The organism is Bifidobacterium sp. M0404 (assembly GCF_016101415.1).
Lineage (GTDB): Bacteria > Actinomycetota > Actinomycetes > Actinomycetales > Bifidobacteriaceae > Bombiscardovia > Bombiscardovia polysaccharolytica.
Genome location: NZ_JACFQP010000002.1, coordinates 506414 through 531095, shown reverse-complemented (window position 1 = coordinate 531095; position 24682 = coordinate 506414). Strand labels below are relative to the sequence as shown.

Below are 24682 nucleotides of genomic sequence, written 5' to 3'. Positions count from 1 at the left end.
CGGGTCCCCTCCTTTGAGGCGAGGCCGGGGCCATATTTGACTAGCGTTCCGATTTGGGATGCTGGTTTATCCCAATGAAGAACGCCAGCCCCATGAGGATTCCTGCAACAGAAGCCAGAAGGCGCCGTCCTCACGAATGGTAAGCAGACCATGCTGAGGCTGATCCTTGACCTTGAAGGAGAACTTGGCCCCATCCGCGCTCTACACATAAAGCACCAGAGTCTCGTCCAGCGTAACGCCTTGCTCAGTGGAACCCTGAACATCCACAGTGATCGGCGTGGCCGGTGATGGCGTAGGCAAGACAGAGTCAGGCCAAACCGTGGATCCGAGAGCCATCTTGCCCGACACCCTTGTTGTCTGCGGATCGACCTGTCCGCTGCACAATCGTATAGCGCAAGTCAACCCTGCCGACTACTTGGGCCTTAGCTCTCAAAAAGGGCCAGGGCGTTCTCATAGGAGACCGCACGGACCAGAGGAGCCAGATACTCCTTGTCATCAGGTATGACGCCCTGGGCGGCCCAGTCGCCCAAGAGCCCGCAAAGCACTCTGCGGAAGAGCTCATGCCTGGGGAAGGACAGGAAGCTGCGGGAGTCCGTGGTCATTCCTACCGCATTGCCCAGGAGCGAGGTTTCAGCCAAAACTTCGAGTTGCCGACGCATCCCGGTAACGGTGTCGTTGAACCACCAGGCATTGCCCAACTGAAGCTGGCCCCGATCATCGCCTCCGAAGCAGCCTAAATCAGTGGCTATGGCCATATAGTCGTTGGGATTGAGGGAATAGACGATGGTTCTGGGCAAAATGTTCGAACTCTGCGCCTGGTCAAGGAGTGCGGCAAGGGGGGCGGCAACCGAATTGTCGGCCATCGAATCGTAACCCGTGTCGGCTCCAAGCTTCTGGAAAGCCGTCGAGTTGTTGTTGCGGCTGGCCTGAAGGTGCAGCTGCATGGTCCAGCCCTTATCCTTGTAGATTCGCATCAACTCAAGAAGGAGAGCCGCACGATATTGGGCCTGTTCCTGCCTGTCCAGGTCTAGCCCGGCCCTGGCCTTGCTGAAAATGGCATCCAGATTCTCAGCAGTCGCCGGAGCGAACTCCACCACATCGACAGCGTGGTCGGAGAGTCTGGAACCATGCTGGTGGAAGTACTCCACCCGATCACGCAGAGCGTCGACCAGTCCGCTGAAGTCATTGATCGGCTTGCCACAGACCGACTCCATTGTGCCGATCCAATCGCCATACCCTTCGGCGGTCGGATTCAGGGCCGCATCCGGACGGAAGGCGGGAACCATCCTAAAGGACTCCCCCTCCTTGGCGAATTGATCGTGATACTCCAGATTGTCCTCAGGGGAATCCGTGGTGCAGACGATCTTGACGTTCATGCGACGCAGAAGTGCTCTTCGCGAGAAGTCCGGGGTGGCCAGCTGTTCATTCGTCTGATCAAAGATGGACTTGGCGGTCTTGGTGGTCAGGGGTTCGCGGATGCCGAAGTACCTCTGCAGCTCCATGTGCGTCCACAGATAGACTGGGCTACCCACAGCCTGTTCCATGGTCCGGGCATAAGCCATAAATTTGTCCCAAGGGTCCCCGTCTCCGGTGATCAACCGTTCCGGAATGCCATTGGCCCTCTCCAGCCGCCACTTATAATGGTCTCCATAATTGTGACCATCCGTCAGCCAAGCATCGACAATATTATCGAAGTTGGGATCCTCATAGATCTCCTTGGCGTGCAAATGGCAGTGATAATCCACCAGAGGAAGATTCTCGGCCACCTCATGGAACAACTCCCGAGACAATTGCGTCCCGAGAAGAAAATCATCATCCAGGAAAGCCACTACAAACTCCTTAGTCGAAAACAGCAAGTCCGGCATTCGAATTTCCGCCATGCCCAAAATTCCCCTGTACAGACCAACGGACAGGCGAAACAGTCACACGATCGGAACTCACATATACCATGAGTCAGCCTATGCGCGCCTGAAAAGAGACGGTCTCGATGTTGCCATGATTTGTCGAAACCTTCCCTGATCAGGAACCTGACGTAGCATCACCCGTGCTTTCCCGGACGATCAGGCGAGAGGGAATCATGATGCTCTGCGCCAGATTGGTTCGGCCATTCAGCCGATCCAGAAGAATGCCGGCCGCTGTCTTACCCAGTTTCGGCGGGGTGTTACCCACGCTGGACAATGGCGGATCACTGACCTGCGCCATAGTGTCATTGTCGAATCCGATGATCACATAGTCTTCCGGACAGCGAATCCCCTGACGACGCATAGCTGCCATGAAAACCAAGGCCATCAGGTCATTGTGGGCAATGACGGCGCCTGTAGGATCATTCAGGTACTGCTTGGCCAGGGCATACCCGCCGACGAAGGTGGGAAGACCCGGCCAAATTCGTCGAACAGTCACCCCACGCTTGCGAAACTCTTCGCAGGTGTGATTCCACCTGACTCCCACCGACCATGACGAAGAAGGACCATCCAGATAGGTCACTCGAGAAAAGCCCATGGAAACCAGTAGCTCTGCGGCCTGACGGATACCAGTGCCAATATCGATGGCCACACTGGGCACCCCACGCACGGTCCGGTTAACCACGACGATGGGCCTGGTCTGGGCGCACTTGCGGATCATGGCATCAGGCATTCTCGAGGAAGTCAGAATCACCCCGTCCACATAGGCGGCGACCTTGTTGAAGGCCTCACGCTCTCTGCTGGCGCTTTCCTCGGATTCAGCGACGATAAGGGCAAATCCTGCCAGGTTGAACTCGTGCTGTACAGAACGGATGATGTCAGAGAAGAACTGGTTGGCGATGTCCGGAACGATGATGGCGATCATGCCCCGGAGCGTTCTGGACGGAACCGTATCGACCGGCTCCGTATAGTACCCCAGTGCGTCGGCTGCAGCGACTATCCGCTTGGTTGTGGCCGCACTGACCCTATCAGGCCGAGCGAATGCCCTTGATACCGTGGAGGGCGAGACGCCGGCCTTGTCAGCCACCTCTCTGATCGTCACACGCCTGGAACGGTTATGACCGCTCATGACCGAGATTCCTTCGCTGCCCTGTTTCGATCCACAGGCTTGCTCGACCTTGCACCCGTGCTCTGCCTGATGACCAGACGGGCCGGAACCGTCGGGGCTACAGACAGGTTGGCTCCGGAAAGACGCTGCATAAGAAGGTCGGCAGCCCCCCGCCCGAGGACTGAAAGGGACATATGAATGGTGGTCAGAGGCGGACTGCTCACCATGGACATGGTGTCGTTGTCGAACCCGATGACAGAGATATCACGAGGGCACTCGCAACCAAGCCGTCTGAGGGCCGCGATCAGGCCGATTGCCATCAGATCATTATGGGCGATGACCGCTCCTGTAGGGTCGTCCATATACTTCTCTGCGAAGGAATAGCCTCCGTAAAAGGTAGGAGCGCAAGGCAGCGAACGCTTGACGCTCATCCCCTTGGCGTCGCATTCATTGAAGATATGCCGCCACCGGATGCCTCCTGACCATGAGGCCGCCGGACCATCCAAATAAGTGAGACTCCGATAACCCAATGAGTATAGGTAATCGACCGCTTGACAGGCCCCCTTGGCCACGTCGATGCTGATGCTGGATACACCACGAACGTCACGGTTGACGCTGACCAAAGGACGCAGCTGGGCGCACTTGCGGATCATGGCATCGGGCATCCTCGGGGAGACCAGGATGATTCCCGAGACCACGGGAGCGACCGTATCGACGATCCTGCGCTCCCTGGTGATAGACTCCCGGGTATCAAGAATCAGGGTTTCAAAGCGCAAGCGTTCGCACTCGTCCTGGATGTTGCGAATAACACCGGTGAAAAACTGATTGCCCAGGTCGGGCACAATGACCGCAACCAGCCCCCTGCCCTGCGAGCCTGACCGGCTGTCGACGATATCGCTGTGATAGCCCAGTTCATCAGCGACCTTCTGAACCATTCGAGCCGTAGAAATACTGACCCGATCCGGGCGCGAGAAGGTACGCGAGACCGTTGAGGGGGACACCCCGGCCTGACGAGCCACATCATATATGGTGATATGGCGGTTGTCCGTGGAGGCATCGCCACCCGAATCTGCTCCGGTCTTCATCTATTCGTATCAGCCTTCCTTCGTCTGCCCCATATCGCATGAAATACACGTCGACGGCGCCGAGCACTTCTGGCTTCCAAGTATAAGTGACTTCCCAGTCCTGTAGCAGCCGACAGCAGTCTGATGAGAAACAAACTGCAACTACGAAAGCAGACAGGCACCAACTTGATAGGTTCGGAAGCAGGATGGGCAAGCGTTTACGCCTGGTCTCCGCGATATGTTTTTTTGATAAAGGAAGGCACTGATGCTTCACCTTAGTGACGATATACATAATGAGTCCACAGCCTGGCAGAAGGCCGGCGTGACCCTGCCAACCTACGACATCGAAGCCATGCGCCAGGCCACCAAGCGCTCGCCTGCCTGGATCCACTTTGGGGCCGGCAATCTCTTCAGGGCAGTCCACGCCCCCATTGCCCAACAACTTCTGGAGTCAGGCGCCACCGACCGAGGCATATTGGTGGCCGAATCCTTCGACCCCGCCATCGTCGATCAGGCCTACACCCCCTTCGACGACCGCTATCTTCAGGTCATCCTGAGAGCGGACGGATCCATGAAAACATCGTTGATCGCCTCCGTTGCGGGCGCCTACCCGCTGGGCGAGCATCCGAAGCCCTTGCATGATCTGAGGCTGGTCTTCCGCAATCCCAGCCTGCAGATGGTCACCACGACCATCACCGAAAAAGGCTATGCCCTGGTCGACTCCCAAGGCCAGCCGCTGCCATGGATCGCTCCGGAATTCGAGGGTGGACCTGATAAAGCCAAGAGCGCCATCGCAGTCATCACGGCCCTCCTGCTGGAGCGCTTCCAGGCCGGTGCTCTTCCCCTGGCCCTGGTCAGCACCGACAACTTCTCACGAAACGGGGAGCGGTTCGGCCAAGCCGTCAGGCAGATGGCTGACGAGTGGATAGGGAGGGGTCTGATCGAAAAAGGCTTCGGCGACTACCTCAGAGACAGGAACAAGATCACCTTCCCGCTGACCATGATCGACAGAATCACTCCCAACCCTGACAAGGAGGTGGGGCGCCGCCTCAAGGCCCTGGGCATCGCCGATGCGGAACCTTTCCGGACCAGGGGCGGAACCGCTATGGCCCCATATGCCAACACTGAGGAAACCTGGTATTGGGTGGTTGAGGACGACTTCCCTGCAGGCCGCCCGCCTCTGGAGAAAGCAGGGGTCTACATGGCTGACAAGGACACGGTCAACGCCGCCGACCAGATGAAGGTCACCACCTGCCTGAACCCCTTGCACACGGCCCTGGCCGTCTTCGGGATGCTCCTGGGATATCCGACCATGTCAAAGACCATCGCAGACCCGGACCTCAAGGCCTTGGTCACCCGTCTGGGGTATGTGGAAGGACTGCCTGTGGTCGAGGACCCGGGTATCTTCTCCCCCAAGGAGTTCCTCCGCCAAGTCATTGAGATCAGGGTTCCCAATCCTGGCCTGCCCGATACGCCGGCGCGCATCTGCGCCGACACCTCCCAGAAGATTCCGGTCAGATACGGAATCACCATCAGCAAGTACATCCGAGCCAAGGACCTTGACACAGCCGATCTGGAAGCCATCCCGCTGATCATCGCCGCCTGGCTGCGGCTGCTGATCGGTTCGGATGGCAATGGAATCGACGATGCCGGACGGCCGGTCAAGCTGAGCCCAGACCCGCGCCTGGAGGAGCTTCAAAGAATTCTGGTCGACATCCCACTCAACGGGTCAGCCAAGAAGGAGACTCTGGCGACCACGATCAAGTCCATCCTGGCCGACACATCCATCTTCGGAACCGATCTGAACGCCACCCCGCTGGCCGACAAAATCGAGACCTTCCTGACCGCCATGTGCCGGGGCAACGGTGCTGTAGCGAGCACCCTTCACAAGGCTGCAAGCGCCTGGTGACATCGGCAGCCTACTGACTGAACAAGGCACACAATACCGGGTCCGCCCGATCCGGATGTAAGGAGAAAACATCATGCACATGGGATTCCGCTGGTATGGCCAGGGCAACGACACCATCAGCCTGGACGATATTCGTCAGATTCCGGGGGTGGAGACCATTGTCTGGTCCCTGCACCATAAACAGGCCGGCGAGGTCTGGCAGCCGGACGAAATCGAAGAGGCCATGGCCACAATCACCGAGTTGTCTGCCAGGGATCGGGCGGCAGGCATAACCAAGACCTTCAACGCTGACGTGGTTGAGTCCGTCAACGTTCACGAGTCCATCAAGACCGGTTCGACGGTCCTCGGAATCAGCCGGGACCAGGCCATTGACGCCTACATCGAGACCGTAGCCAACCTGGGCAAGGCCGGGGTCAAAGTCGTCACGTACAACTTCATGCCGGTCTTCGACTGGCTGCGCACGGAGATGTTCCACCCTTGCCCAGACGGGTCCACCGCCCTCTACTACAACCAGCACCAGGTGGACCAGCTCAGCCCACAGGGCATCATCGACGAAACCCTGAAGGGGGCCGGATCACTGACTGTGCCCGGCTGGGAACCAGAAAGGCTTGCCCACCTGCCTGAACTGATGGAGGCCTATCAGGGAATGGACCACGAGCAGATGTACGCCAACTACAAGTACTTCCTGGATGCCGTGATCCCCACCTGCGAGCGCTACGGGGTCAAGCTGGCCGTCCACCCCGACGACCCTGCATTCGACCTGTTCGGCTGGCCGCGCGTGGTCTCCAGCAAGGAGGGGATCCAACGAGTGCTGGACCTGAACCCCAGCCCCTGCAACGGACTGTGCCTGTGTCTGGGATCCTTCTCATCCAGAAGAGGCAACGACGCCGTGGATGCAGTCAAGACCTTCATGGACAGGATCTACTTCAGCCACGTGCGCAACATCCGATTCACCGACGAGCAGGGCTCGTTCTATGAGGTGGGTCACCGTGCAAGCGAGGGGAACGTGGACACCGTCGGCATCATGAAGGCCTACGCCGAGGCCGACTACCAGGGCTACATCCGCCCCGACCACGGACGGCATCTATGGAGCGAGAACACGGAAGCCGGCAGACCGCGGCCAGGCTACGGCCTTTATGACCGCGCCATGGGCATCCAGTATCTGCTTGGAGTCTGGGACGCTTACCGCTACAACCGTTGATAAAGCAGAAAAAACCCTGAACAATAAGAAAGCGTCTGATGCCGGTCTGGGTCAATCGCAAACCCGATCTGACATCAGACACTTATTCAGTGTTCCCGTCAGGACCACGCCCTGTGGGAAGTCTCCTTCAACCTGGGAAAGCCGACATACTTGCAAATGCGAGAGTCAAATTGCCCCGAAGCAACTGACCCCTCGTTTGCACTGTTGGCTCACGCCAATCGGTCAATCAGGGGCTGGACACCCTGGTCGGCCAAATCGTCCAAGTCCTTCTGGACAGCTTCCACTAGTCCAGCAATCCTGGTCAGGTCATGGCCCCAAATGGAAGCATCGGAAAGAATCCGATTGACAAAGTCATCCTGACCAGCAGCCTTGTGGAAGGCATCGATGACCTTTTGATCATCCTGAATCTTCACTGCATCACCGGCCTTGCCGCCGTAAATCCACAAGAGGCAGGACAGCGCCAGGATGATGCGTTCCGGAAGCCCGCGTCCCTGCTCTACGTTTGCCGTGACCAGCGGGAGAAGGCGTGAGACGAATTTGGAGACCGAGTTCAACCCTATGGAGTCCAAAGAATGCTGGACAAAGGGGTTGTCGAACCGCTCGCGAACCGCAGCAGCAAAGTTCTCCAGCTCCTCCTTGGGCAGGGTCTGGACGGGAATGATCTCCTCCTCCATCTCGCGGGTGATGAAAGAGCGCATGGTCTTATCGCCCATGACCTGTCCTACGGTCTTGAATCCGGCCAGCCGAGCCACCTGGGCCATGGTGGTATGAGGACCGTTGAGCAGATAAACCTTGCGCTCACGGTAGGGCTGTACAGCATCGCAGGTCACCAGGTCGATTCCGGCCTTCCGCGCGGGAAGCAGCTCATCAACCCTGCTTTGGGCGGTCTGGTCACCGGCTACGACCCAAAGCAGGAAGGGTTCGGCCTTGACCATGTTCTGATCCTCGTAGCCCAGCATCTCCCAAAGCTCCTGGGCATCTTCACGCGGGTAGCCGGGGACTATCCGATCCACGAGAGTGGATACGAAAGTGTTCTCTCGATCAAGCCAGTCGGTGAAATCCTTGCCCCATCCAAACCGTTCGGCGACATTTATCAGAGCACGATGCAGGGCCGGACCGTTGTCGGCGATAAGCTCGCAGGGCATAATCAGGAAGCCTGGCAGGGACCTGTCGAACCTACGCTTGAGCAGATGAGCCAACTTTGCCGGATATCCCGCTGGCGGCTGGTCTGTAACCTTATCCCCATCGTTGACGGCAATGCCTGCCTCGGTGGTATTGGAGATGATGATCTGCGTATCAGGATCATCGGCCAGAGCCAGAAACCCATCCCAGTCCCGGTAGGGGTCGACTGTCTTGCCGATGGAATCAATCAGCTCATGGCTACGGACGGGCTTTCCATCCTTGAGGCCTTCCAGAATGACTGTATAGAGCCGCTCCTGGTCCTCCAAGACATGGACTCTGCCGTTTTCAAGGGGCTGGACAACTGCAACGTTCCCCCCGAACAAGCCCTTGTTGTTGAGCTGCTGGACTATCCAATCGACGAATGCTCTGAGGAAATTTCCCTCACCGAACTGGATGATCCTGATGGGTCGTTGAGCTGCCTGTGCACTGGTCAGCCCCAGATGCACAGCCACTGATTCCTGTAGTCTTTCCACGATGCTTCCTTTCCGTCCGCTTGCATCATCCCGCCCATACGGGAGGTCCGGCCAGATCACCGAACTTGGCGACCGATGACCAGCCCGGGACTCACACTCAGCCTTGCACCACCTGCCTGGCTTGCGCACAGGCATCAGCAACGGCTTTCCAATCGCCTTGGCGCTGGGCCTTGGACGGTACAGGGAAGCTCCCGCCCACAGCAAAGACGTTGGGCAGGTCGATGTATTCACGGGCGTTCCCGAACCCGACTCCTCCGGTGGGCAGGAAGCTCATCTCGGCAAAGGGGCCGGAGAGTGCCTTCAAGGTCTTGACGCCACCGTAAGCCTCGGCTGGGAAGAACTTGGTAAAACGCAGACCAAGATCATAGGCTTTCTCAATGTCGCTGGGAGTCGCCGTTCCAGGCAAGACCGGTATCCGGGAGCCCATGCACCAGTCGACCACAGCATCGCTGAATGCTGGGGAGACGACACCCTTGCAACCTGCCTCCACTGCCTGGCGTGCCTGGTCGACCGTGTGCACAGTTCCTGCCACCAGGGTCACCTCAGGCACCTGGTCGTGAATAGCCCGCATCCCGTCCAGGGCGGCAGCCGATCGGAAGGTGACCTCTGCGATGGGCACTCCACCGGAAGCCAGGGCCCTGGCCAGAGGAACCGCTTCCTCGGGTGAATGCAGGGTCACCAGCGGGACCACTTTGATTGTTCTGATCAAATCGATCAATCCGATCCGGTCCTCCGGTACGTCCGTCTTGTCAAACTCGCTCATGCCTGCTTCCTTCTCTTGTGGAATTGAACTTGTTGAATCGAATCCATCGCCTGTCCATGGAGGGCTTCTGATCGCCGCCCAGATAAATCGGCTCAGCCAACCTGTCTGACCACCGCCCGCTGGTGTCCGGCAATAAAGTCATTTAACTGGGCCTTGTCGGGCAAGCCTTCGTTGTCGGATACCACCTGGGTCTGCATGGCGCCAACGGCACACCCGCGCTCCAAGGCTTCGGACATGCGTCGGCCTTCAAGCAGGGCCGACAAGACACCGGCTGCGAAACCGTCGCCGGCACCGACTGTGTCCACCACCGCATCAACCTTGAAACCCGGAACGTAGACACCATCGTGACCGTCCGTCGCGTAGGCTCCATCAGGCCCGTCCTTGACCACCGCATAACGGGCGCCATTGTCAATGAAGGCCTGACCGATATCGCGGACATTGTCCAGCCCGAATAGATGCCTGCCCTCGGAAATGCCTGGAAGGACCAGATCAGCCTTGGCGCTCAAGGACAGGAGCGTCTGCTTCATTTGCCTGTCGCTCTTCCAAAGAGCCGGACGTTCGTTGGGATCAAAGGAAACGAAAATCTGATTGGCCCGAGACAGCTCAACCAGCGCTTTGCTGGCTTCCAGTGTGCTTTCCGAAAGCGCTGGGAGGATTCCGGTCATATGCATCAGCGAGATTCCGCTGCAGTCGATGGCCTTGACATCGGCCGGGCCCAAGGCCGAAGCCGCCGATCCCTTGCGAAAGTAGTAAGTCTTGGGGTCTCCCTGCTCTACCTTGGACTTCATCATAAAGCCAGTGGAACGAGTGGCATCCTTGCCGACCAAGGAAGTGTCCAGGTTGTTCTGCCGCATGAAGTACAGAATCCGTTCGCCTATCGGATCCTGGCCTATGCGAGTCATATAGACCGGATGCTGACCCAACCGCTCCAGACCGATTGCCACATTGAGCTCAGCACCGGCCACCGAGGCGCTGAAAGATCCGACTTCGCTGCAGGGTCCCTCCTCGCCTGCCGCGAAGAGCCCCATACCCTCGCCGACCAGGAGGACCTTGCCGGGACGGACGCCGCTGACCGCTATGTCGTGGGAAACCGCCATACCATTCCTTCCATGACCTGGACAGATGAACCCGACGGGCCTGTCTCAACCCGCATCAACGCGGGTGACTGTCCGATTCGTCCATTGCTGTTTTCAAGCTATGTGATAGACGGATGGCGGAGGAATATGTTGCCAGCTGTTGCTGGTCCCGGCATTATTAAAAAACGGACCCTCAGATCTTTGCATTGATCTGAGGGTCTGAAAAACGAAGCTTGAAGCAGGGGCTACCAGGCCAAATTGATACCCGGGGTGACCGGTTCGGGAATCAGTCGGATGCCGAAGGTGGAATCCACGCCTTTCTGGATGGCACGGGCCAGGGCCACCATGTCGTCTGATCCGGCACCCCCGCGGTTGGTCAAGGCCAGTGTGTGCACGTCAGACAGGGCAGCAGCCGACCCCTGCTCCAAAGCGAATCCCTTGTGGAAACCTGAATGATCAATCAGCCAAGCTGCTGAGGTCTTGACCAAGGCTGAGTCTTCGACAGGGTAGCGAGGGGCATCCGCCGGCAGGGCATCCGCGGCCTCACGACTGATGATCGGATTGGTGAAGAAACTCCCGCAGCTATGACGGTCAAGCAGCGCCCGCTCGCCCCTAGGGCCGTGAAGGTCACCCTGGACTGCCTCCAGTGCCTCTTCCAGGTCGGAGGTTCGGCGGCAGGACCCCATCCAATCAGTCAGGTACCGGTAGGGATCCTCCAGCATCCCCTTGCCTGCTCTGACGGTCAGGACCGCCTGTCGAATCCGCTCCAGAGGCAGGGTTGCTCCGGGCTCCACGCCCAGAGCCTTGGCCAGCTGGGCCGAACCCACCCGAGCTTCTGATCCGTGCCGCAGGACCAGGGTGACCGAAAGAACAACGTAACGCGGCGTAGGGAAGAACCGCGTGTCGGGCACAGCCGGCGCCTGGTACATGGTCTGCTTGAGCAGGGAGGTCCTGTATCCGAAAACCAGATCCGAGGCCCGCAGATAGGCAGTTATTTTGTCCTGGCGGTCCCAGACCTCGACCGAGTCGACAAGACGCCCGACCTCCTGGCCGTAGGCGCCGATGTTCTGGACCACCGAGGCCCCGACAGTACCGGGGATGCCGGATAGGCCCTCCACCCCGATCAGGTGCATGCGCACGCAGTATGAGACCAAATCATCCCAGTTGGTTCCGGCCGTGGCGTTGATGTGAACGACGGGAACGCCGCCCTCAGGCGGAGCCACCTCGTCGGGAACGCTGATGTCCTGACGGGTGTCACGCACAACCACGCCGGGAAAGTCCTGGTCAGAGGCAAGCAGATTGGATCCTCCGCCAATCAGGCAGAGGGGCAGCCCCTTGGAATCCGCGCCCTCCACAGCCTCGATCAAGCCCACACGGCTTCGGGGCTGAACAAAGGCGGCCATGCTCCCGCCTATGCCCACAGTGGTGATATCAGCAAAGGTCGGAATGGTGTCTCTGGAGGATACGTCAGACATGCAATTCACTGTATCATCGTCCCCTTATGAGGGCTTCTCCCGGGCAGACGCAATGCCGGGACTGCCTACCGCCCTTGGCAACAACCAATCAGCCATGATCAGAGAGTGAAGCAAGACCGCATCCAGACGGCTGCAAAGTCCAGTCTGACCCACCGCTATCAGATTTTCCTATAGCTTTCGCAAGACCCGTGCAGGGCCAAGGGACGATTAGCGGCGATAGATATTACCTATATGCCGGGTCGTTGACCGGCCTGCTACCTGGGGGTTTTATGTGACAAGAGCTTTGGAAAGGGGAATCTCCAAAGCCCGGTTTCCGGACGAAGAGCACCGGGAATACGTGGACACCTGATCGGGCGTCCACAGGACACGCACCAGGAAATGAGAATGCAATGACAGAAGACAGCCGAACCCAGTTCCACCAGATAGCCCATGGCCAGGGGAACCAAGCCTGGCTGACCTCGGCCTGGCAGCACCACATCGGACACGAATACGGTGCCGAGAATTTTGCCGCAGCCACCTTGGACTTCGTCCGCAAGTGGGATTGGGACTGGGTCAAGATCAATCCGAGGGCCATATATTATGCCGAGGTCTGGGACGCAGTCTACGACAAGGACCACTATGATTGGCTGGTCCCGCACACCGTCCGTGCAGCCATCCAGGATGCAGGGGACATCGCCCGCATCGACTACCGCGACCCCGAAACCAATAAGATCCTCCAAGAGCAGATCCAGGCCGCCAGGACCATCCGAGACGGCCTGGAGGACCGAGCAGTTATCGACACTGTCTTCTCCCCGCTCTCGGTCCTCCTTCTGCTGGCTGATCTTCCCCTCTATCCCGATGAGCAGGGCTCTGTGCAAGAGAACGACAGGGATCTGAACAGACAGACGCTGATCTTCGACCAGCCCGAGGCGGCCAAGTCAGCGCTGGACGACATCGCCCGAACCCTTGCCGATTACGCAACACTGCTGGTCAACCCTAAAGAGCAGGGCGGGGCCGGCCTGGACGGCATCTTCTTCGCCGAGACCGGTCTGGCCAGCCATGGCTACTTCGACCAGCCGCAACTGGAGGAATGGGCCAAGCCCTACGATCGGATCGTGATCCAGGCGGTCAGACAAGCCAATCCGGATGCCCTGGTCCTGGTGCATACCTGCCGGGAGGATGCACACCCTGAAGAATTCACCGACCTGAATCCTGATTTTCTCCACTGGGATCAGTTCCGCCCTGGCAATCCTGAAATCAGCACCGACTTTCCTGCCGTCCCCGTAGGCGGAGCCGACTTCGAACTCTTCAACCCAGGCGGCGACGTGAACCAGATCCGCGAGGAACTGGACCAGACCATCCGTGCCCGCCAAGGCCGTCCCTTCCTCCTGGCACCTTCATGCACCATCCCGACGCCCGCCGACGAGGAGGCCCTGCGCGTTCTGAGCGGAACCCGGGCCTCCAAGGAACTCTGAAACCACAAACAATCCCACCGACATCCACCGCCAAACCCCAAGGGAGACATCATGGCCATTACCTCAAAGCAGCACCATCAGCATCACGGCACCATCAGGGCAATGGTTGCCCTCATGATCACCATGGCCATGGCCGGGGCGCTGTCGGCCTGCGGATTGGGGGGCGACAAGGGCTCCTCCGCAGGATCGTCGGACCATGTGACCATCGCTGCCATTTACCCTAAGACCGGTCTCTACGCCGAGTACGGAAAGATGTTCCAGCAGGGCTTCGACCTGGCCAAGGACCAGATCAACAAGAAGGGCGGAATACAGGGCAAACGCCTGGACATCGATTACTACGACACTCAATCAGATGCCAAGCAGGATGCCGCTGTCGCCCCCAAGATCGCTGCCGACAAGTCGGTCATCGCCGTTGTGGGCGACTACTCTTCGCCAGCATCATCGGCTGCATCGCCCATCTTCCAGCAGGCCGGACTGGTCCATTACGGCTTCAATAACTCCTCCCCGGTGTTCACGAAATCCGGCGATCATGTCTGGACGCCCCAGATATCAGATAAGACCTACCAGGAAGTCAACGCCGAGGCGATATCCAAACGAGCGAAGAAGGTCTCCGTCGTCTATCTGGAAAACGACTGGGGGAAGGAATCATTCCAACACTTCAAAGACGCCGCTGACAAACAAGGGGTGCAGATCATTTACCAGTCCTCCTACCTGCCTGATTCCACTGATCTGACACCAATACTGATTCCGGCCAAGAACGCTGGCCCTGATGCTGTGGTGGACATCGGCTATGGACCAGACGGGGCATTGGTTCTCAATACCCTCCGCGACAAGCTGGACTACAAGGGACCCTTCTTCGGAGGCCAGGAGACCAAGGAGTTCCTCTCCTTGACGGGGGCAAACTCCCAAGGAACCATCATCACCGGGACTTTCTCGGCAACCGGCACCAAGGATCCCAAGGCCAAGGCCTTCGTCAAGAGCTTCGAGGACCGGTACCACATCGTCCCCGGCAACTTCGAAGTCACGGCCTACCAGGCCATCATGGACCTGGCCCACGCGGGTGAAAAGACCAGCCCCACCAGGCAGGGCATTCAGGAGGCCCTGACCAAGGTCAAAGACTTCCCGCTCTATCAAGGCCAGGGCGGCACCTTCAAGTTCAATGCCAAAAACCGGCGGGCGGATGTGATCCAGCCCATCCTCCTTCAGGTGGATCAGGGCAAATTCAAACAGATCGAGAAGTAAGCAACGATCATGGTCGAGACGCTTTTTTCCGGATTCATCCACGGCGGCGTATACGCCCTGGCCGCCGTGGGCATGTCCCTGGTCTTCGGAGTGACCAATGTGGCCAACTTCGCACAAGGGTCACTGGTGGCGGTTGGCATGATGACGGCCTGGTGGGTGGGCTCCTCCCTGGGTTGGGGACTCATCCCCACCATTCTGGCCGTCGTTCTGGTCACAGGCCTTGTCGGCCTGGTTACCAACCTCCTGGTCATCACTCCGCTGGAAGGTCGACAACCGATCGCCGCGCTCTTGGGAACTGTGGGCGTAGGGCAGGTGCTGGACAACGGGATGCAGCTGATCTTCGGCTCCCAGACCAGGGCCTTCCCCCAGTTGCTGCCCACCCATAACCTTCATGCGCTGGGCATCAGCTTCGGCACCTCCGACTTGGTCATGGGTCTTGTCGCCCTGGCCAGCATGGTTGCGCTCTGGGCCTTCTTGACCTATGGCAGGACCGGCCAGGCCATCAGGGCCACATCCCAGGATTCCCAGGCTGCATTGCAAATGGGAGTGCCGGTCACCTCCATTCGCACCATAGCTTTCGTCATCGGGTCGATTCTGGCGGGCATCGCAGGAATTTTCATCGGCCTGTTCAAGACGAACATCAACCCCATGGATGGCAGCGCCATCGGCATGACAGCATTCGTGGCCGCTGCCATCGGCGGACTGGGCTCTATCCCCGGAGCCATCATCGGGGGCCTGGTGCTGGGTTTGGCTGAAGCCATCGGAGTAGGACTCTTGGGCGATGGTGTGCACGACCTGATAACCTTCGGCACCCTTCTGCTGGTTCTGATCCTCAAGCCCTCAGGATTCCTGGGGCGCAAGGCGGACATGGGCAAGGAGCCCATGACCGGAACCCTCCCGGAAGCCGCCAGACCCATCCGACTGCCGTTTTGGGCCAACCTCGGCCTTGCAGCAGCCGCTCTGGCCACTCCCTTCATTTTCTCCGACCACCTGGCCGGCATCGGGACCCAGGTGACCATTTATGCCATTGCTGCAGTGGGTCTGACGCTGATCTCGGGCTCGGCCGGTCAGACCATCCTAGGACTGGCAGGACCTGTGGCCGTGGGAGCTTATGCCTCGGCCCTGCTGACCATGCGCATGCACTGGCCCTTCACCCTTTCCCTGCTGGGAGCTGCCATCATTGCCGCCCTGGCTGCATCCCTGCTGACATTCCCAGTATGGAAGCTCAGTGGCCACTATGTGGCTATCGCCACCATAGGAGTGGGAGCAGTCATGGTCGCCATCATCCGCATCTGGGAGCCTCTGACAAGAGGTTCCCTGGGTCTGCAGGGCATTCCTTTGCCGACCTTCCTGGGCAAGCCGCTCTATACCCAGCAGATGCAGTATTTGCTGGATCTGGTCATCCTTCTTCTGGTTCTTGCAGTGACCTCCCGGATCAGGTCCTCACATCTGGGCCACGTCTTCGAAGCCATCGGCGAGGACGGACAAGCGGCCTGGTCCCTGGGGATCAGGACAGGGGCCTACAAGGCGCTGGCCTACGCCCTGGCATGCGGGTCGGCAGGTATCGCAGGAGCCCTGCTGGCACACCAGTACACCTATATCGACCCGACCCTCTTCAATCCGACCATGTCGACCCTGATTCTGACCATCATCGTCCTGGGTGGGATGAAGTCCCCGACCGGAGCCGTGATCGGCTCCCTGATCCTGGTAGGCGCCCCTGAACTGCTGCGCATCCTGCCCGAGGTGAGAATCATGGCCTACGGACTCGTCCTGATCATCTTCATCATCTGCAGACCACAAGGCCTGTTCTCAACCAAAAGGAGGGCATGGTGACAGGCAGTCAGCATAGTCCCGAACCCGCACGCGACAATCCCGATCAACCCCTGCTCAGCGTGCGGAATCTAGGCAAGAGCTTCCAGGGACTGCAGGCGGTGGCCGATGTGAACATGGATCTGGCATCCGGCCAGGTAATAGGCATTATCGGCCCCAACGGATCAGGAAAGTCCACGACCATCAACCTGATCTGCGGCTTTCTCAAGCCCGACTCGGGCCAGATCAGCCTGAGGGGACGCACCGTGACCGGCCTGTCCGCTACGGACATGGCCGAGCAGGGGGTGTCCCGCACCTTCCAGAACGGCAGGGTCTTCCCGACCATGAGCGTTGAGGAGAACGTGGCCGTAGGATTCCATAGGCGCCTGGAAGCACGCAGGCCCTTTCGCCGTCTGGAGAGGTGGCCCATCCTGCGATGGATCCCCCTGCTGACGCAGACCTGGCTGACGCTGGTGCCCGGTCCTGCCTGTCGCAGAGAAGCGGTCGTCGAACGCAAGGCCGTCCAGTCCGAGATCGACAGATTCAGCGAGCGCCTGGAGGAGCATCGCACCCAGGCCGCCTACACCCTGTCCTACGCCAACAGGCGCCGCACCGAAATCGCCAGAGCCCACGTCAGTTCCCCCGACATCCTGGTCTTGGACGAACCCACCGCAGGGATGAACCAGTCGGAAACGGCCGAGGTGCTGCAACAGCTCCTGGAGCTCAAGGCCCAAGGTCAGACCATGCTTCTGGTCGAGCACAAGATCGACCTGATCGAAGCGCTTTGCGACCAGGTCATCGCCATGGACGGCGGCCGGATCATCGCCTCCGGACTTCCCAGGCAGGTCAGTGCCGACCCCCGGGTCATCACCGCATACCTGGGCGACCGCAGACCCCGCAACGATGCCCCCATGAGTGGACAAGCGAATGTCCTGGCTCGGCAGAACGCCCTGGCTCCGGCCACCGTTGCAGAACAGATCAATAGCCAGGATCACGGCGGCGCAGAAACCGGCCTGAGAGCCAAAGCTGAGGCGCACGATGATATCGAGGGGAAGCCAGCCGTCGAAGGGGACCGAACCCTGCTCTCTCTGGATACCATCGATGTGAGCTATGGCCCGGTCAAGGCCTTGGACCATGTCAGTCTTCGCATTCCCCAAGGCGGCATCGTCTCGCTTCTGGGTGGAAACGCTTCTGGCAAGTCCACAACCATGAAGACCATCCTGGGCCTGCTGGCTCCAAAGGAGGGGACCATCCGTTTGGATGGACGGGAAATCACCCACACCCGCACCAAGGATCGGGTCCGTTCCGGAATCGCCTCAGTTCCGGAGGCAAGAAGGGTCTTCGCGGCCATGAGCGTGGAGGAGAACCTGCGCATGGGCGCCTACACTCAAGGGAAACGCAATCAGATCGAGCAGGATCTGGATGCTATATATGAACGGTTCCCGCGCCTGGCCGAACGCCGTGGGCAACAGGCCGGCACCCTTTCAGGAGGCGAGCAGCAGATGCTGGCCTTCGGCAGGGCCCTGATGAGCCATCCTCGGCTGATATGCATGGACGAACCGACTATGGGCCTCTCACCAAAGCTGGTTGATCAAGTACTGGAGCAGATTGCCTCTCTTCGGGACCAACTGGGCATCTCCATCCTTTTGGTCGAACAGCAGGCCGAGCTGGCCCTGTCCATAGCCGACTATGGATACGTGCTGCAGAACGGCCTGATCCGACTGGAGGGACCAGCTCAGCAGCTCTTGACTGACGAACGTGTCCGCCAGGCATACCTAGGCAAGGCAACCTCACGATAGCGGGCAATAAGGAACACCTATGGGCGGAGCCTTGCCCGAGACCCTAAAAGACGGTTCGATAGTGGGCCAGGGAAGGATTTCCAACCGGATACAAGCAGAGGAACACACCCGCATGAGCAAAGGATTCGCAACAAAAGCCGTCCATGACGGCTATGACTGTCAAAGCCAAGGCGGAGGCGCGGCCAGCGTCCCCATCTACCAGTCGGCCGCTTTTGACATGGTCACCGCCGACCGGGGAGATGCTCTGGCCGCCGGTGAAATTCAAGGGTTCTCCTACTCACGCCTGGCCAACCCCACAGTCAAGGTCCTGGAGGATCGCCTGGCCAGCCTGGAGGGGGGCAAGGGGGCTGTGGCCATGGCCTCAGGGATGGCCGCCGTGTCGTCAGCCCTTATGTGCGCAGCCGAAGGCGGCGGGAGACTAATTTCCCCGGTCGATCTTTATGGAACCTCGGTGGATGCCATGAAGACCTTCTTTCCCAACTTCGGCATTGAAACGGATTTTGTGGATGACATCAACGACCTTGACACAGTGGAATCCCTGATCCAGGACAACACCAGGGCCATCTTCGCCGAGTCCGTGGCCAATCCGTCCACAGCCATAGCCGACATCCCCGGCCTGGCCGACCTGGCCCATCGGCATGGGCTGGCCCTGATCATCGACAATACGGTGCCCACCCCCTACCTGCTCAACCCAATCGACTTCGGCGCCGACATCGTCGTCCACTCGACCACCAAGGGGATCAGCGGCCACGGCAACGCACTGGGCGGGGTCATCGTGGATGCGGGACGGTTCGACTGGGGCAATGGCCGCTTCCCGCAGATGAGCCAGCCCGAGCTGATCATCAGCGATGAGCGGCACGGGTCCATGGTCAGCTTTCTGGATGCCTTCGGCAAGATGGCCTTCCTCCACAGGGTCCATACCAAATACCTGCACACCTTCGGGGCGGTCATGAGTCCCTTCACCGCCTACCTGCAACTGACCGGCCTTGAGACCCTGGCCCAGCGGGTCGCCACCGAGGTAAAGACGGCAGCAATCCTGGCCCGCCATCTGCTGACCATTCCCCAGGTGGAACAGGTCAACTACTCGGGCATTCCCGAGGGTCGGCACCAGGGCGATGCAGACCAGCAGGACCGCCTGGCATCGACCCTGCTGCCCAAGGGCGTCGGCACGATCCTCTCCTTCAAGGTCCAGGGAGGCTACGAGCAGGTCAAGCGCATCGTGGACTCGGTGCGTCTCATGAGCTACATGCCCAACATCGGCGATTGTCGCACCCTGATTGTGGACCCGGCCAGGATCACCCACAGGGAGGTTCCGGGCCCCTACCGTCTCAGTGCTGGTGTGGGCGACGACCTGATTCGGATCTCCGTAGGTCTGGAGAACCCGGATGACCTGATCGCCGACCTGGATCAGGCCTTTGCAGCCGCCTATCCGAACACGCTCTAAAAGCTGCGTCCTCTACATCACAAAACCCATTCTGCCCCCAACACATCCCGGATGGTACGGAGCAGGCATATGTGCAGAGTTGCATAAAGAAGAACCCTTTGTATAAAAAAGGACCCGACCAAATGGTCGGGTCCTGATGAAGCCAAAAGATGGGAAGAACTCAGCGAGTCTCCCGGTGCAGGGTATGCTTGCCGCAACGGGGGCAGAACTTCTTGAGCTCCAGACGGTCAGGAGTGTTACGACGGTTCTTGGTCGTAATGTAATTACGCTCCTTGCACACGGTGCACGCCAGCGTAATGCCAGGACGGATATCTGCGGCTTTTGCCATGGTTCACCTCTATAGTCGTTGCACGACCGACGTATGTCGGCCACAGTAGCGAGGAAGAGACTCGAACTCTTGACCTTACGATTATGAGTCGTACGCTCTAGCCAGCTGAGCTACCCCGCCAGAGAGCCTCGGGTGAGAATCGGACTCACGACCTCTTCCTTACCAAGGAAGTGCTCTGCCACTGAGCTACCGAGGCGTGGCGGATAGAGGATTCGAACCTCTGAAGCATTACGCGGCTGATTTACAGTCAGCTCCCTTTGACCGCTTGGGAAATCCGCCATGTCGCACTAGAACCGGAGCTCCGTACGGCAACTTGCCTATAATGACATGTTTTTCCATTTTCCGCAAGTCCCGCTCCGACGTCGTGTCTTCCGCGTCAGAGCGGGACAGACTGGTCAGAAATCCCAGTCGTCGTCGTCGGTCTCCACAGCCTTGCCCATGACATAGGAGGAGCCCGAGCCGGAGAAGAAGTCGTGGTTCTCGTCGGCGTTGGGACTCAGCGAGGCGATGATGGCCGGATTCACGTCGGTGCTGTCAGAGGGGAAGAGTGCCGGATAGCCCAGGTTCATCAGCGCCTTGTTGCCGTTGTAGCGCAGGAACTTGGTGACGTCCTCCACCAGACCCACTCCGGAATACAGGCTCTCGGTGTATTCCACCTCGTTGTCGTACAGGTCGCCCAGGAGCTCATAGGTGTAGTCGCTCATGGCCTGACGCTCGGAGTCGGAGACCTTGGCCAGCCCCTTCTGGTACTTGTAGCCGATGTAGTAGCCGTGCACGGCCTCATCACGGATGATCAGGCGAATCAGATCAGCCGTGTTGGTCAGCTTGGCATGGCTGGAGAAGTACATGGGCAGGTAGAAGCCCGAGTAGAAGAGGAAGGACTCAAGCAGGGTAGAGGCCACCTTGCGCTTCAGGGGATTGTCGCCCTCGTAGTAGTCCAGGACGATCTGGGCCTTGCGCTGGAGGAACTCGTTGTGCTCGCTCCACTCGAAGGCCGCGTCGATCTGTGGCGTGGAGGCCAGGGTAGAGAAGATGGAGGAGTAGGACTTGGCATGGACCGACTCCATGAAGGCGATGTTGGTGTAGACCGCCTCCTCATGGGGGGTCAGCGCGTCCGGGATCAGGCTGACGGCGCCCACGGTCCCCTGGATGGTGTCCAGAAGGGTTAGACCGGTGAAGACCCGCATGGTCAGGGTGTGCTCCTCCTCGCTCATGGCCTGCCAGGAGGGCAGATCATTGCTGACGGGAACCTTCTCGGGCAGCCAGAAGTTGCCGGTCAGACGGTCCCAGACCTCCAGGTCCTTCTCGTCCTCCAGACGGTTCCAGTTGATGGCGGAGACCCGATCGATCAGCTTCAGCGGCTGCCGGGGAATGGAAATGGGTGGAACCATGGTTGATTGCTCCTTATTGGATAGGTGTTCGACAGTGCGAAGCGGATCATGACTGGACCGTCAGTCTACCGCATGCACGGACCCGACCTGTGGACGTGGATGCCAAAGGGTCGGCGCCGCCCTCACAGACGGCACCGACCTTGGATTGCATATGCCTTAGGACACGTGCCTTAAAGCATGCAGCTGACGCAGCCTTCGACCTCGGTGCCTTCCAGCGCCTGCTGGCGAATCCTGATGTAGTAGAGGGTCTTGATCCCCTTGCGCCAGGCGTAGATCTGAGCCTTGTTCAGATCGCGGGTGGTGGCTGTGTCGGGGAAGAAGAGGGTCAGCGAGAGCCCCTGGTCCACATGCTGAGTGGCCTCGGCATAGGTGTCCACGATCTTCTTCCAGCCAATCTCGTAGGCGTCCTCGAAGTAGTCCAGGTTCTCGTTGGTCATGTAGGGGGCCGGGTAGTAGACGCGCCCGATCTTGCCCTCCTTGCGGATCTCGATTTTGGAGGCAATCGGGTGGATGGAGCTGGTGGAGTGGTTGATGTAGGAGATGGACCCGGTCGGCGGGACGGCCTGGAGGTTCTGGTTGTAGATGCCGTCCTTGAGGATGGCCGCCTGGAGTTCCTTCCAGTCCTCCACCGTGGGAATGTGGACCTTGTACTGGTCGAAGAGGTCCTTGATCCGCTGGGTCCTGGGCTCCAGGGAGCGGCTGCCCTCAGTGTACTTGTCGAAGTAGTTCCCCTGGCCGGCAGGCTTGGCATAGTCGGACTTGGCGAAGGAGGCGAAGGCCTTCCCCCGCTCCACGGCCAGGGCATGGGAGGCTCTGTAGGCATGGTAGGCCACGGTCATGAAGTACATGTCGGTGAAGTCCAGCCCCTCCTCGGACCCGTAGTGGATGCCCTCACGGGCCAGGAAACCATGGAGGTTCATCTGACCCAGACCGATGGCATGACCCTCGTCGTTGCCCCGCTTGATGGAGGGAACAGCCTCGATGTTGGTGTGGTCAGAGACGGATGTCAGGGCCCGCACCGAGGTTTCTACCGTGTCGGCCAGACCGCCGTCCATGGCCTTGGCGATGTTGAGGGATCCCAGGTTGCATGAGATGTCGCGGCCGATATGCTCATAGTTCAGATTCTCGGAGTAGGTGCTGGGCTCCTGGACCTGCAGAATCTCCGAGCAGAGGTTGGACATGGTGATCCGGCCGTCGATGGGGTTGGCCTTGTTGACCGTGTCCTCGAAGAGGATGTAGGGGTAGCCGGACTCGAACTGGATCTCGGCCAGGGTCATGAAGAAGTCACGGGCATCGATGTACTTCTTGTGGATCCGCTTGTCCTTGACCATCTCCTCGTAGTGCTCGGTGATGGGGATGTCAGCGAAGGGCTTGCCATAGACCCGCTCCACGTCGTACGGCGAGAAGAGAGCCATGGGCTCCTTGCGCTTGGCCAGCTCGAAGGTGATGTCGGGGATGACCACGCCCAGGGCCAGGGATTTGATGCGGATCTTCTCGTCCGCGTTCTCCCGCTTGGTGTCTAGGAAACGCATGATGTCAGGATGGTGGGCCGACAGGTAGACCGCGCCGGCACCCTGGCGGGCACCCAGCTGATTGGCATAGGAGAAGGAGTCCTCCAGGAGCTTCATGACCGGGACCACGCCGCTGGACTGGTTCTCGATGTGTTTGATGGGCGCACCCATCTCGCGCAGATTGCTGAGCAGCAGAGCCACGCCGCCGCCCCTCTTGGACAGCTGCAGGGCGGCGTTGACTCCACGGGAGATGGACTCCATGTTGTCCTCGATGCGCACCAGGAAGCAGGAGACCGGCTCGCCGCGCTGGGCCTTGCCCAGGTTCAGGAAGGTTGGGGTGGCGGGCTGGAAGCGTCCGGAGATGATCTCATCCGTGTACTTCATGGCGGCCTGCTCATCCCCATCGGCCAGCTCCAGGGCCACGGCCACACAGCGCTGGGGGAAGTCCTCCAGGTAGCGCTTGCCATCGAAGGTCTTCAACGCATAGGAGGTATAGAACTTGAAGGCGCCCAGGAAGGTCTCGAACTCAAAGCCGCTCTCGGCCGCATGCTGGTAGATCCTGTCCAGGAACTCAGGGGTATAGCTCTCGAAGACCTTCCGATCGTAGTACTCGTGATCCAGGAGGTAGGCAATCCTCTCGGCCGTGGAGGGGAAAGTCATGGTGTTGGGCCGTACGTGCCGGTCCATGTACTGGCGTTCGGCCTCGCGGTCCTTGTCGAACTGAATCCTGCCGTCCTTATCGTACAGGTTCAGCATGGCGTTCAGGGCATGGTAGTCGTGAGCCGGATCGAAGGTCTCCTCATCCTCGGATGCGGTCCTATCCAGGGCCAGGGACGTGTCCTCGTTTGCTCCCATCGGGTGTCCTTTCATGAGTATTGCAGTGATAGTGCGTGTAATGAAATAGGCTCAGGACTCGGGGTGGTTGCGGAAGAAATCCACAACCCCGCGGCGGACCTTCTCCTGGTCCTCCTTGGTGCCCATGAGCTCGAAATAATAGAGGAAAGGCACATTGCACTTGCGGGAGATGATGTCCCCCGCCATGCAGAAGGCCTCCCCGAAGTTGGTGTTGCCCGAGGCGATGACCCCGCGGATGCCGGCCCGGTTGGCCGGGTCGTTCAGGAAGCGCTTTATCTGCGGCATGACCGCCTTCTTGGCTGATCCGCCCCCATAGGTGGGGACAATCAGGATGTAGGGCTGCCGAATGTTGAGCGGTGGATCCTTGGGCCTCAGAGGGATGCGGAAGACGTCAATCCCCTCGTCATCCAAATGGCAGTTGGCGATGAACCGGGCGGTGTTGCGCGAGGCCGACGAGAAGTAGACCACGGCCCCCAGGCGCTGACCCTGGGCGGCGAACTCGGGAGCGCTGAGCTCCGAATCAGTTCCGGCGGTCTGCTGTTGCTCCATGCTTCCTCCTGATCAGGCCATCCAGAGCCTGTCTTGACGGTGATGCCCGCCCTGAAGACGGACCGATCAGAACCCGCCCAGCGCGAGCCTGAACTACTATATGTGCTATTGATATCAAAAACGGTGAGCATATATAGGGTTTTCTGTG

18 protein-coding genes and 3 tRNA genes are annotated in these 24682 nt (G+C 59.4%); 7 read left to right on the top strand and 14 right to left on the bottom strand.

The features are described from left to right. Positions 1-422: 422 nt before the first annotated feature. The 3 genes from uxaC to H3T93_RS06340 all read right to left on the bottom strand — a co-directional run bounded on the left by uxaC (position 423) and on the right by H3T93_RS06340 (position 4094). Positions 423-1880: a glucuronate isomerase gene (gene uxaC, locus H3T93_RS06350; protein WP_232348703.1), complete on the bottom strand. Its 1458-nt coding sequence runs from the start codon at positions 1878-1880 to the stop codon at positions 423-425. A gap of 139 nt (positions 1881-2019) precedes the next feature. Continuing rightward, the gene (locus H3T93_RS06345; protein WP_144178443.1) at positions 2020-3030 is read right to left on the bottom strand and encodes a LacI family DNA-binding transcriptional regulator; all 1011 of its coding nucleotides are present in this window, start codon (positions 3028-3030) and stop codon (positions 2020-2022) included. Next, positions 3027-4094, bottom strand: a complete 1068-nt coding sequence (locus H3T93_RS06340; RefSeq protein ID WP_144178441.1) for a LacI family DNA-binding transcriptional regulator — start codon at positions 4092-4094, stop codon at positions 3027-3029. Before H3T93_RS06340 ends, H3T93_RS06345 begins: the two co-directional genes overlap by 4 nt. A 244-nt stretch (positions 4095-4338) precedes the next feature. On the opposite strand from H3T93_RS06340, the gene H3T93_RS06335 reads away from it, so the two are divergent. Together H3T93_RS06335 and H3T93_RS06330 are read left to right on the top strand one after the other, a co-directional pair. After that, a complete protein-coding gene (locus H3T93_RS06335) occupies positions 4339-5982 on the top strand; it encodes a mannitol dehydrogenase family protein (RefSeq protein ID WP_144178439.1) in 1644 nt (547 codons plus the stop codon). A 73-nt stretch (positions 5983-6055) separates the two neighbouring features. Next, entirely contained in the window at positions 6056-7183 is a 1128-nt protein-coding gene (locus H3T93_RS06330; RefSeq protein ID WP_144178437.1) for a mannonate dehydratase, read from the top strand. A gap of 209 nt (positions 7184-7392) precedes the next feature. Here H3T93_RS06330 and H3T93_RS06325 read toward each other — a convergent pair whose 3' ends face one another. The 4 genes from H3T93_RS06325 to H3T93_RS06310 all read right to left on the bottom strand — a co-directional run bounded on the left by H3T93_RS06325 (position 7393) and on the right by H3T93_RS06310 (position 12152). Beyond that, positions 7393-8838, bottom strand: coding sequence for a tagaturonate reductase (locus H3T93_RS06325; protein ID WP_144178435.1), 1446 nt, complete (start codon positions 8836-8838; stop codon positions 7393-7395). A 97-nt stretch (positions 8839-8935) separates the two neighbouring features. Then, positions 8936-9601, bottom strand: coding sequence for a bifunctional 4-hydroxy-2-oxoglutarate aldolase/2-dehydro-3-deoxy-phosphogluconate aldolase (gene eda / locus H3T93_RS06320; RefSeq protein ID WP_144178434.1), 666 nt, complete (start codon positions 9599-9601; stop codon positions 8936-8938). 92 nt (positions 9602-9693) lie between these two features. Then, positions 9694-10698 (bottom strand): sugar kinase, encoded by a 1005-nt coding sequence (locus H3T93_RS06315; protein ID WP_144178432.1) that lies wholly within the window; start codon positions 10696-10698, stop codon positions 9694-9696. Between the two features lie 224 nt (positions 10699-10922). Then, complete coding sequence (locus tag H3T93_RS06310) at positions 10923-12152, bottom strand: FAD-binding protein (protein WP_144178430.1); 1230 nt, start codon at positions 12150-12152, stop codon at positions 10923-10925. A 389-nt stretch (positions 12153-12541) separates the two neighbouring features. Between H3T93_RS06310 and H3T93_RS06305 the strand changes: the two genes are divergently transcribed. The 5 genes from H3T93_RS06305 to H3T93_RS06285 all read left to right on the top strand — a co-directional run bounded on the left by H3T93_RS06305 (position 12542) and on the right by H3T93_RS06285 (position 19900). Then, a complete protein-coding gene (locus H3T93_RS06305; protein ID WP_144178428.1) occupies positions 12542-13606 on the top strand; it encodes a uroporphyrinogen decarboxylase family protein in 1065 nt (354 codons plus the stop codon). Positions 13607-13657: 51 nt separating this feature from the next. Beyond that, entirely contained in the window at positions 13658-14848 is a 1191-nt protein-coding gene (locus H3T93_RS06300) for an ABC transporter substrate-binding protein (protein WP_046323320.1), read from the top strand. Between the two features lie 9 nt (positions 14849-14857). Then, positions 14858-16681 (top strand): ABC transporter permease, encoded by a 1824-nt coding sequence (locus H3T93_RS06295; protein WP_144178426.1) that lies wholly within the window; start codon positions 14858-14860, stop codon positions 16679-16681. After that, positions 16675-18456: an ATP-binding cassette domain-containing protein gene (locus H3T93_RS06290; protein WP_144178424.1), complete on the top strand. Its 1782-nt coding sequence runs from the start codon at positions 16675-16677 to the stop codon at positions 18454-18456. The genes H3T93_RS06295 and H3T93_RS06290 overlap by 7 nt, the downstream gene beginning before the upstream one ends. A 112-nt stretch (positions 18457-18568) precedes the next feature. Continuing rightward, positions 18569-19900, top strand: coding sequence for an O-acetylhomoserine aminocarboxypropyltransferase/cysteine synthase family protein (locus H3T93_RS06285; protein ID WP_144178533.1), 1332 nt, complete (start codon positions 18569-18571; stop codon positions 19898-19900). A 160-nt stretch (positions 19901-20060) separates the two neighbouring features. Here H3T93_RS06285 and rpmG read toward each other — a convergent pair whose 3' ends face one another. The 7 genes from rpmG to nrdI all read right to left on the bottom strand — a co-directional run bounded on the left by rpmG (position 20061) and on the right by nrdI (position 24534). Next, positions 20061-20228: a 50S ribosomal protein L33 gene (gene rpmG / locus H3T93_RS06280; protein WP_015022386.1), complete on the bottom strand. Its 168-nt coding sequence runs from the start codon at positions 20226-20228 to the stop codon at positions 20061-20063. 46 nt (positions 20229-20274) lie between these two features. Beyond that, positions 20275-20348: transfer RNA gene (locus H3T93_RS06275), tRNA-Met, on the bottom strand. 4 nt (positions 20349-20352) lie between these two features. Next, positions 20353-20424 (bottom strand) — tRNA-Thr (locus H3T93_RS06270). A 1-nt stretch (position 20425) separates the two neighbouring features. Beyond that, a tRNA-Tyr gene (locus H3T93_RS06265) sits at positions 20426-20507 on the bottom strand. A gap of 116 nt (positions 20508-20623) precedes the next feature. Next, positions 20624-21619 (bottom strand): class 1b ribonucleoside-diphosphate reductase subunit beta, encoded by a 996-nt coding sequence (gene nrdF / locus H3T93_RS06260; RefSeq protein WP_015022387.1) that lies wholly within the window; start codon positions 21617-21619, stop codon positions 20624-20626. A gap of 170 nt (positions 21620-21789) precedes the next feature. Next, positions 21790-23985: a class 1b ribonucleoside-diphosphate reductase subunit alpha gene (gene nrdE / locus H3T93_RS06255; RefSeq protein ID WP_144178422.1), complete on the bottom strand. Its 2196-nt coding sequence runs from the start codon at positions 23983-23985 to the stop codon at positions 21790-21792. 51 nt (positions 23986-24036) lie between these two features. Next, on the bottom strand, positions 24037-24534 hold the full coding sequence (gene nrdI / locus H3T93_RS06250) for a class Ib ribonucleoside-diphosphate reductase assembly flavoprotein NrdI (protein ID WP_015022389.1): 498 nt from the start codon (positions 24532-24534) through the stop codon (positions 24037-24039). Positions 24535-24682 lie beyond the last annotated feature (148 nt).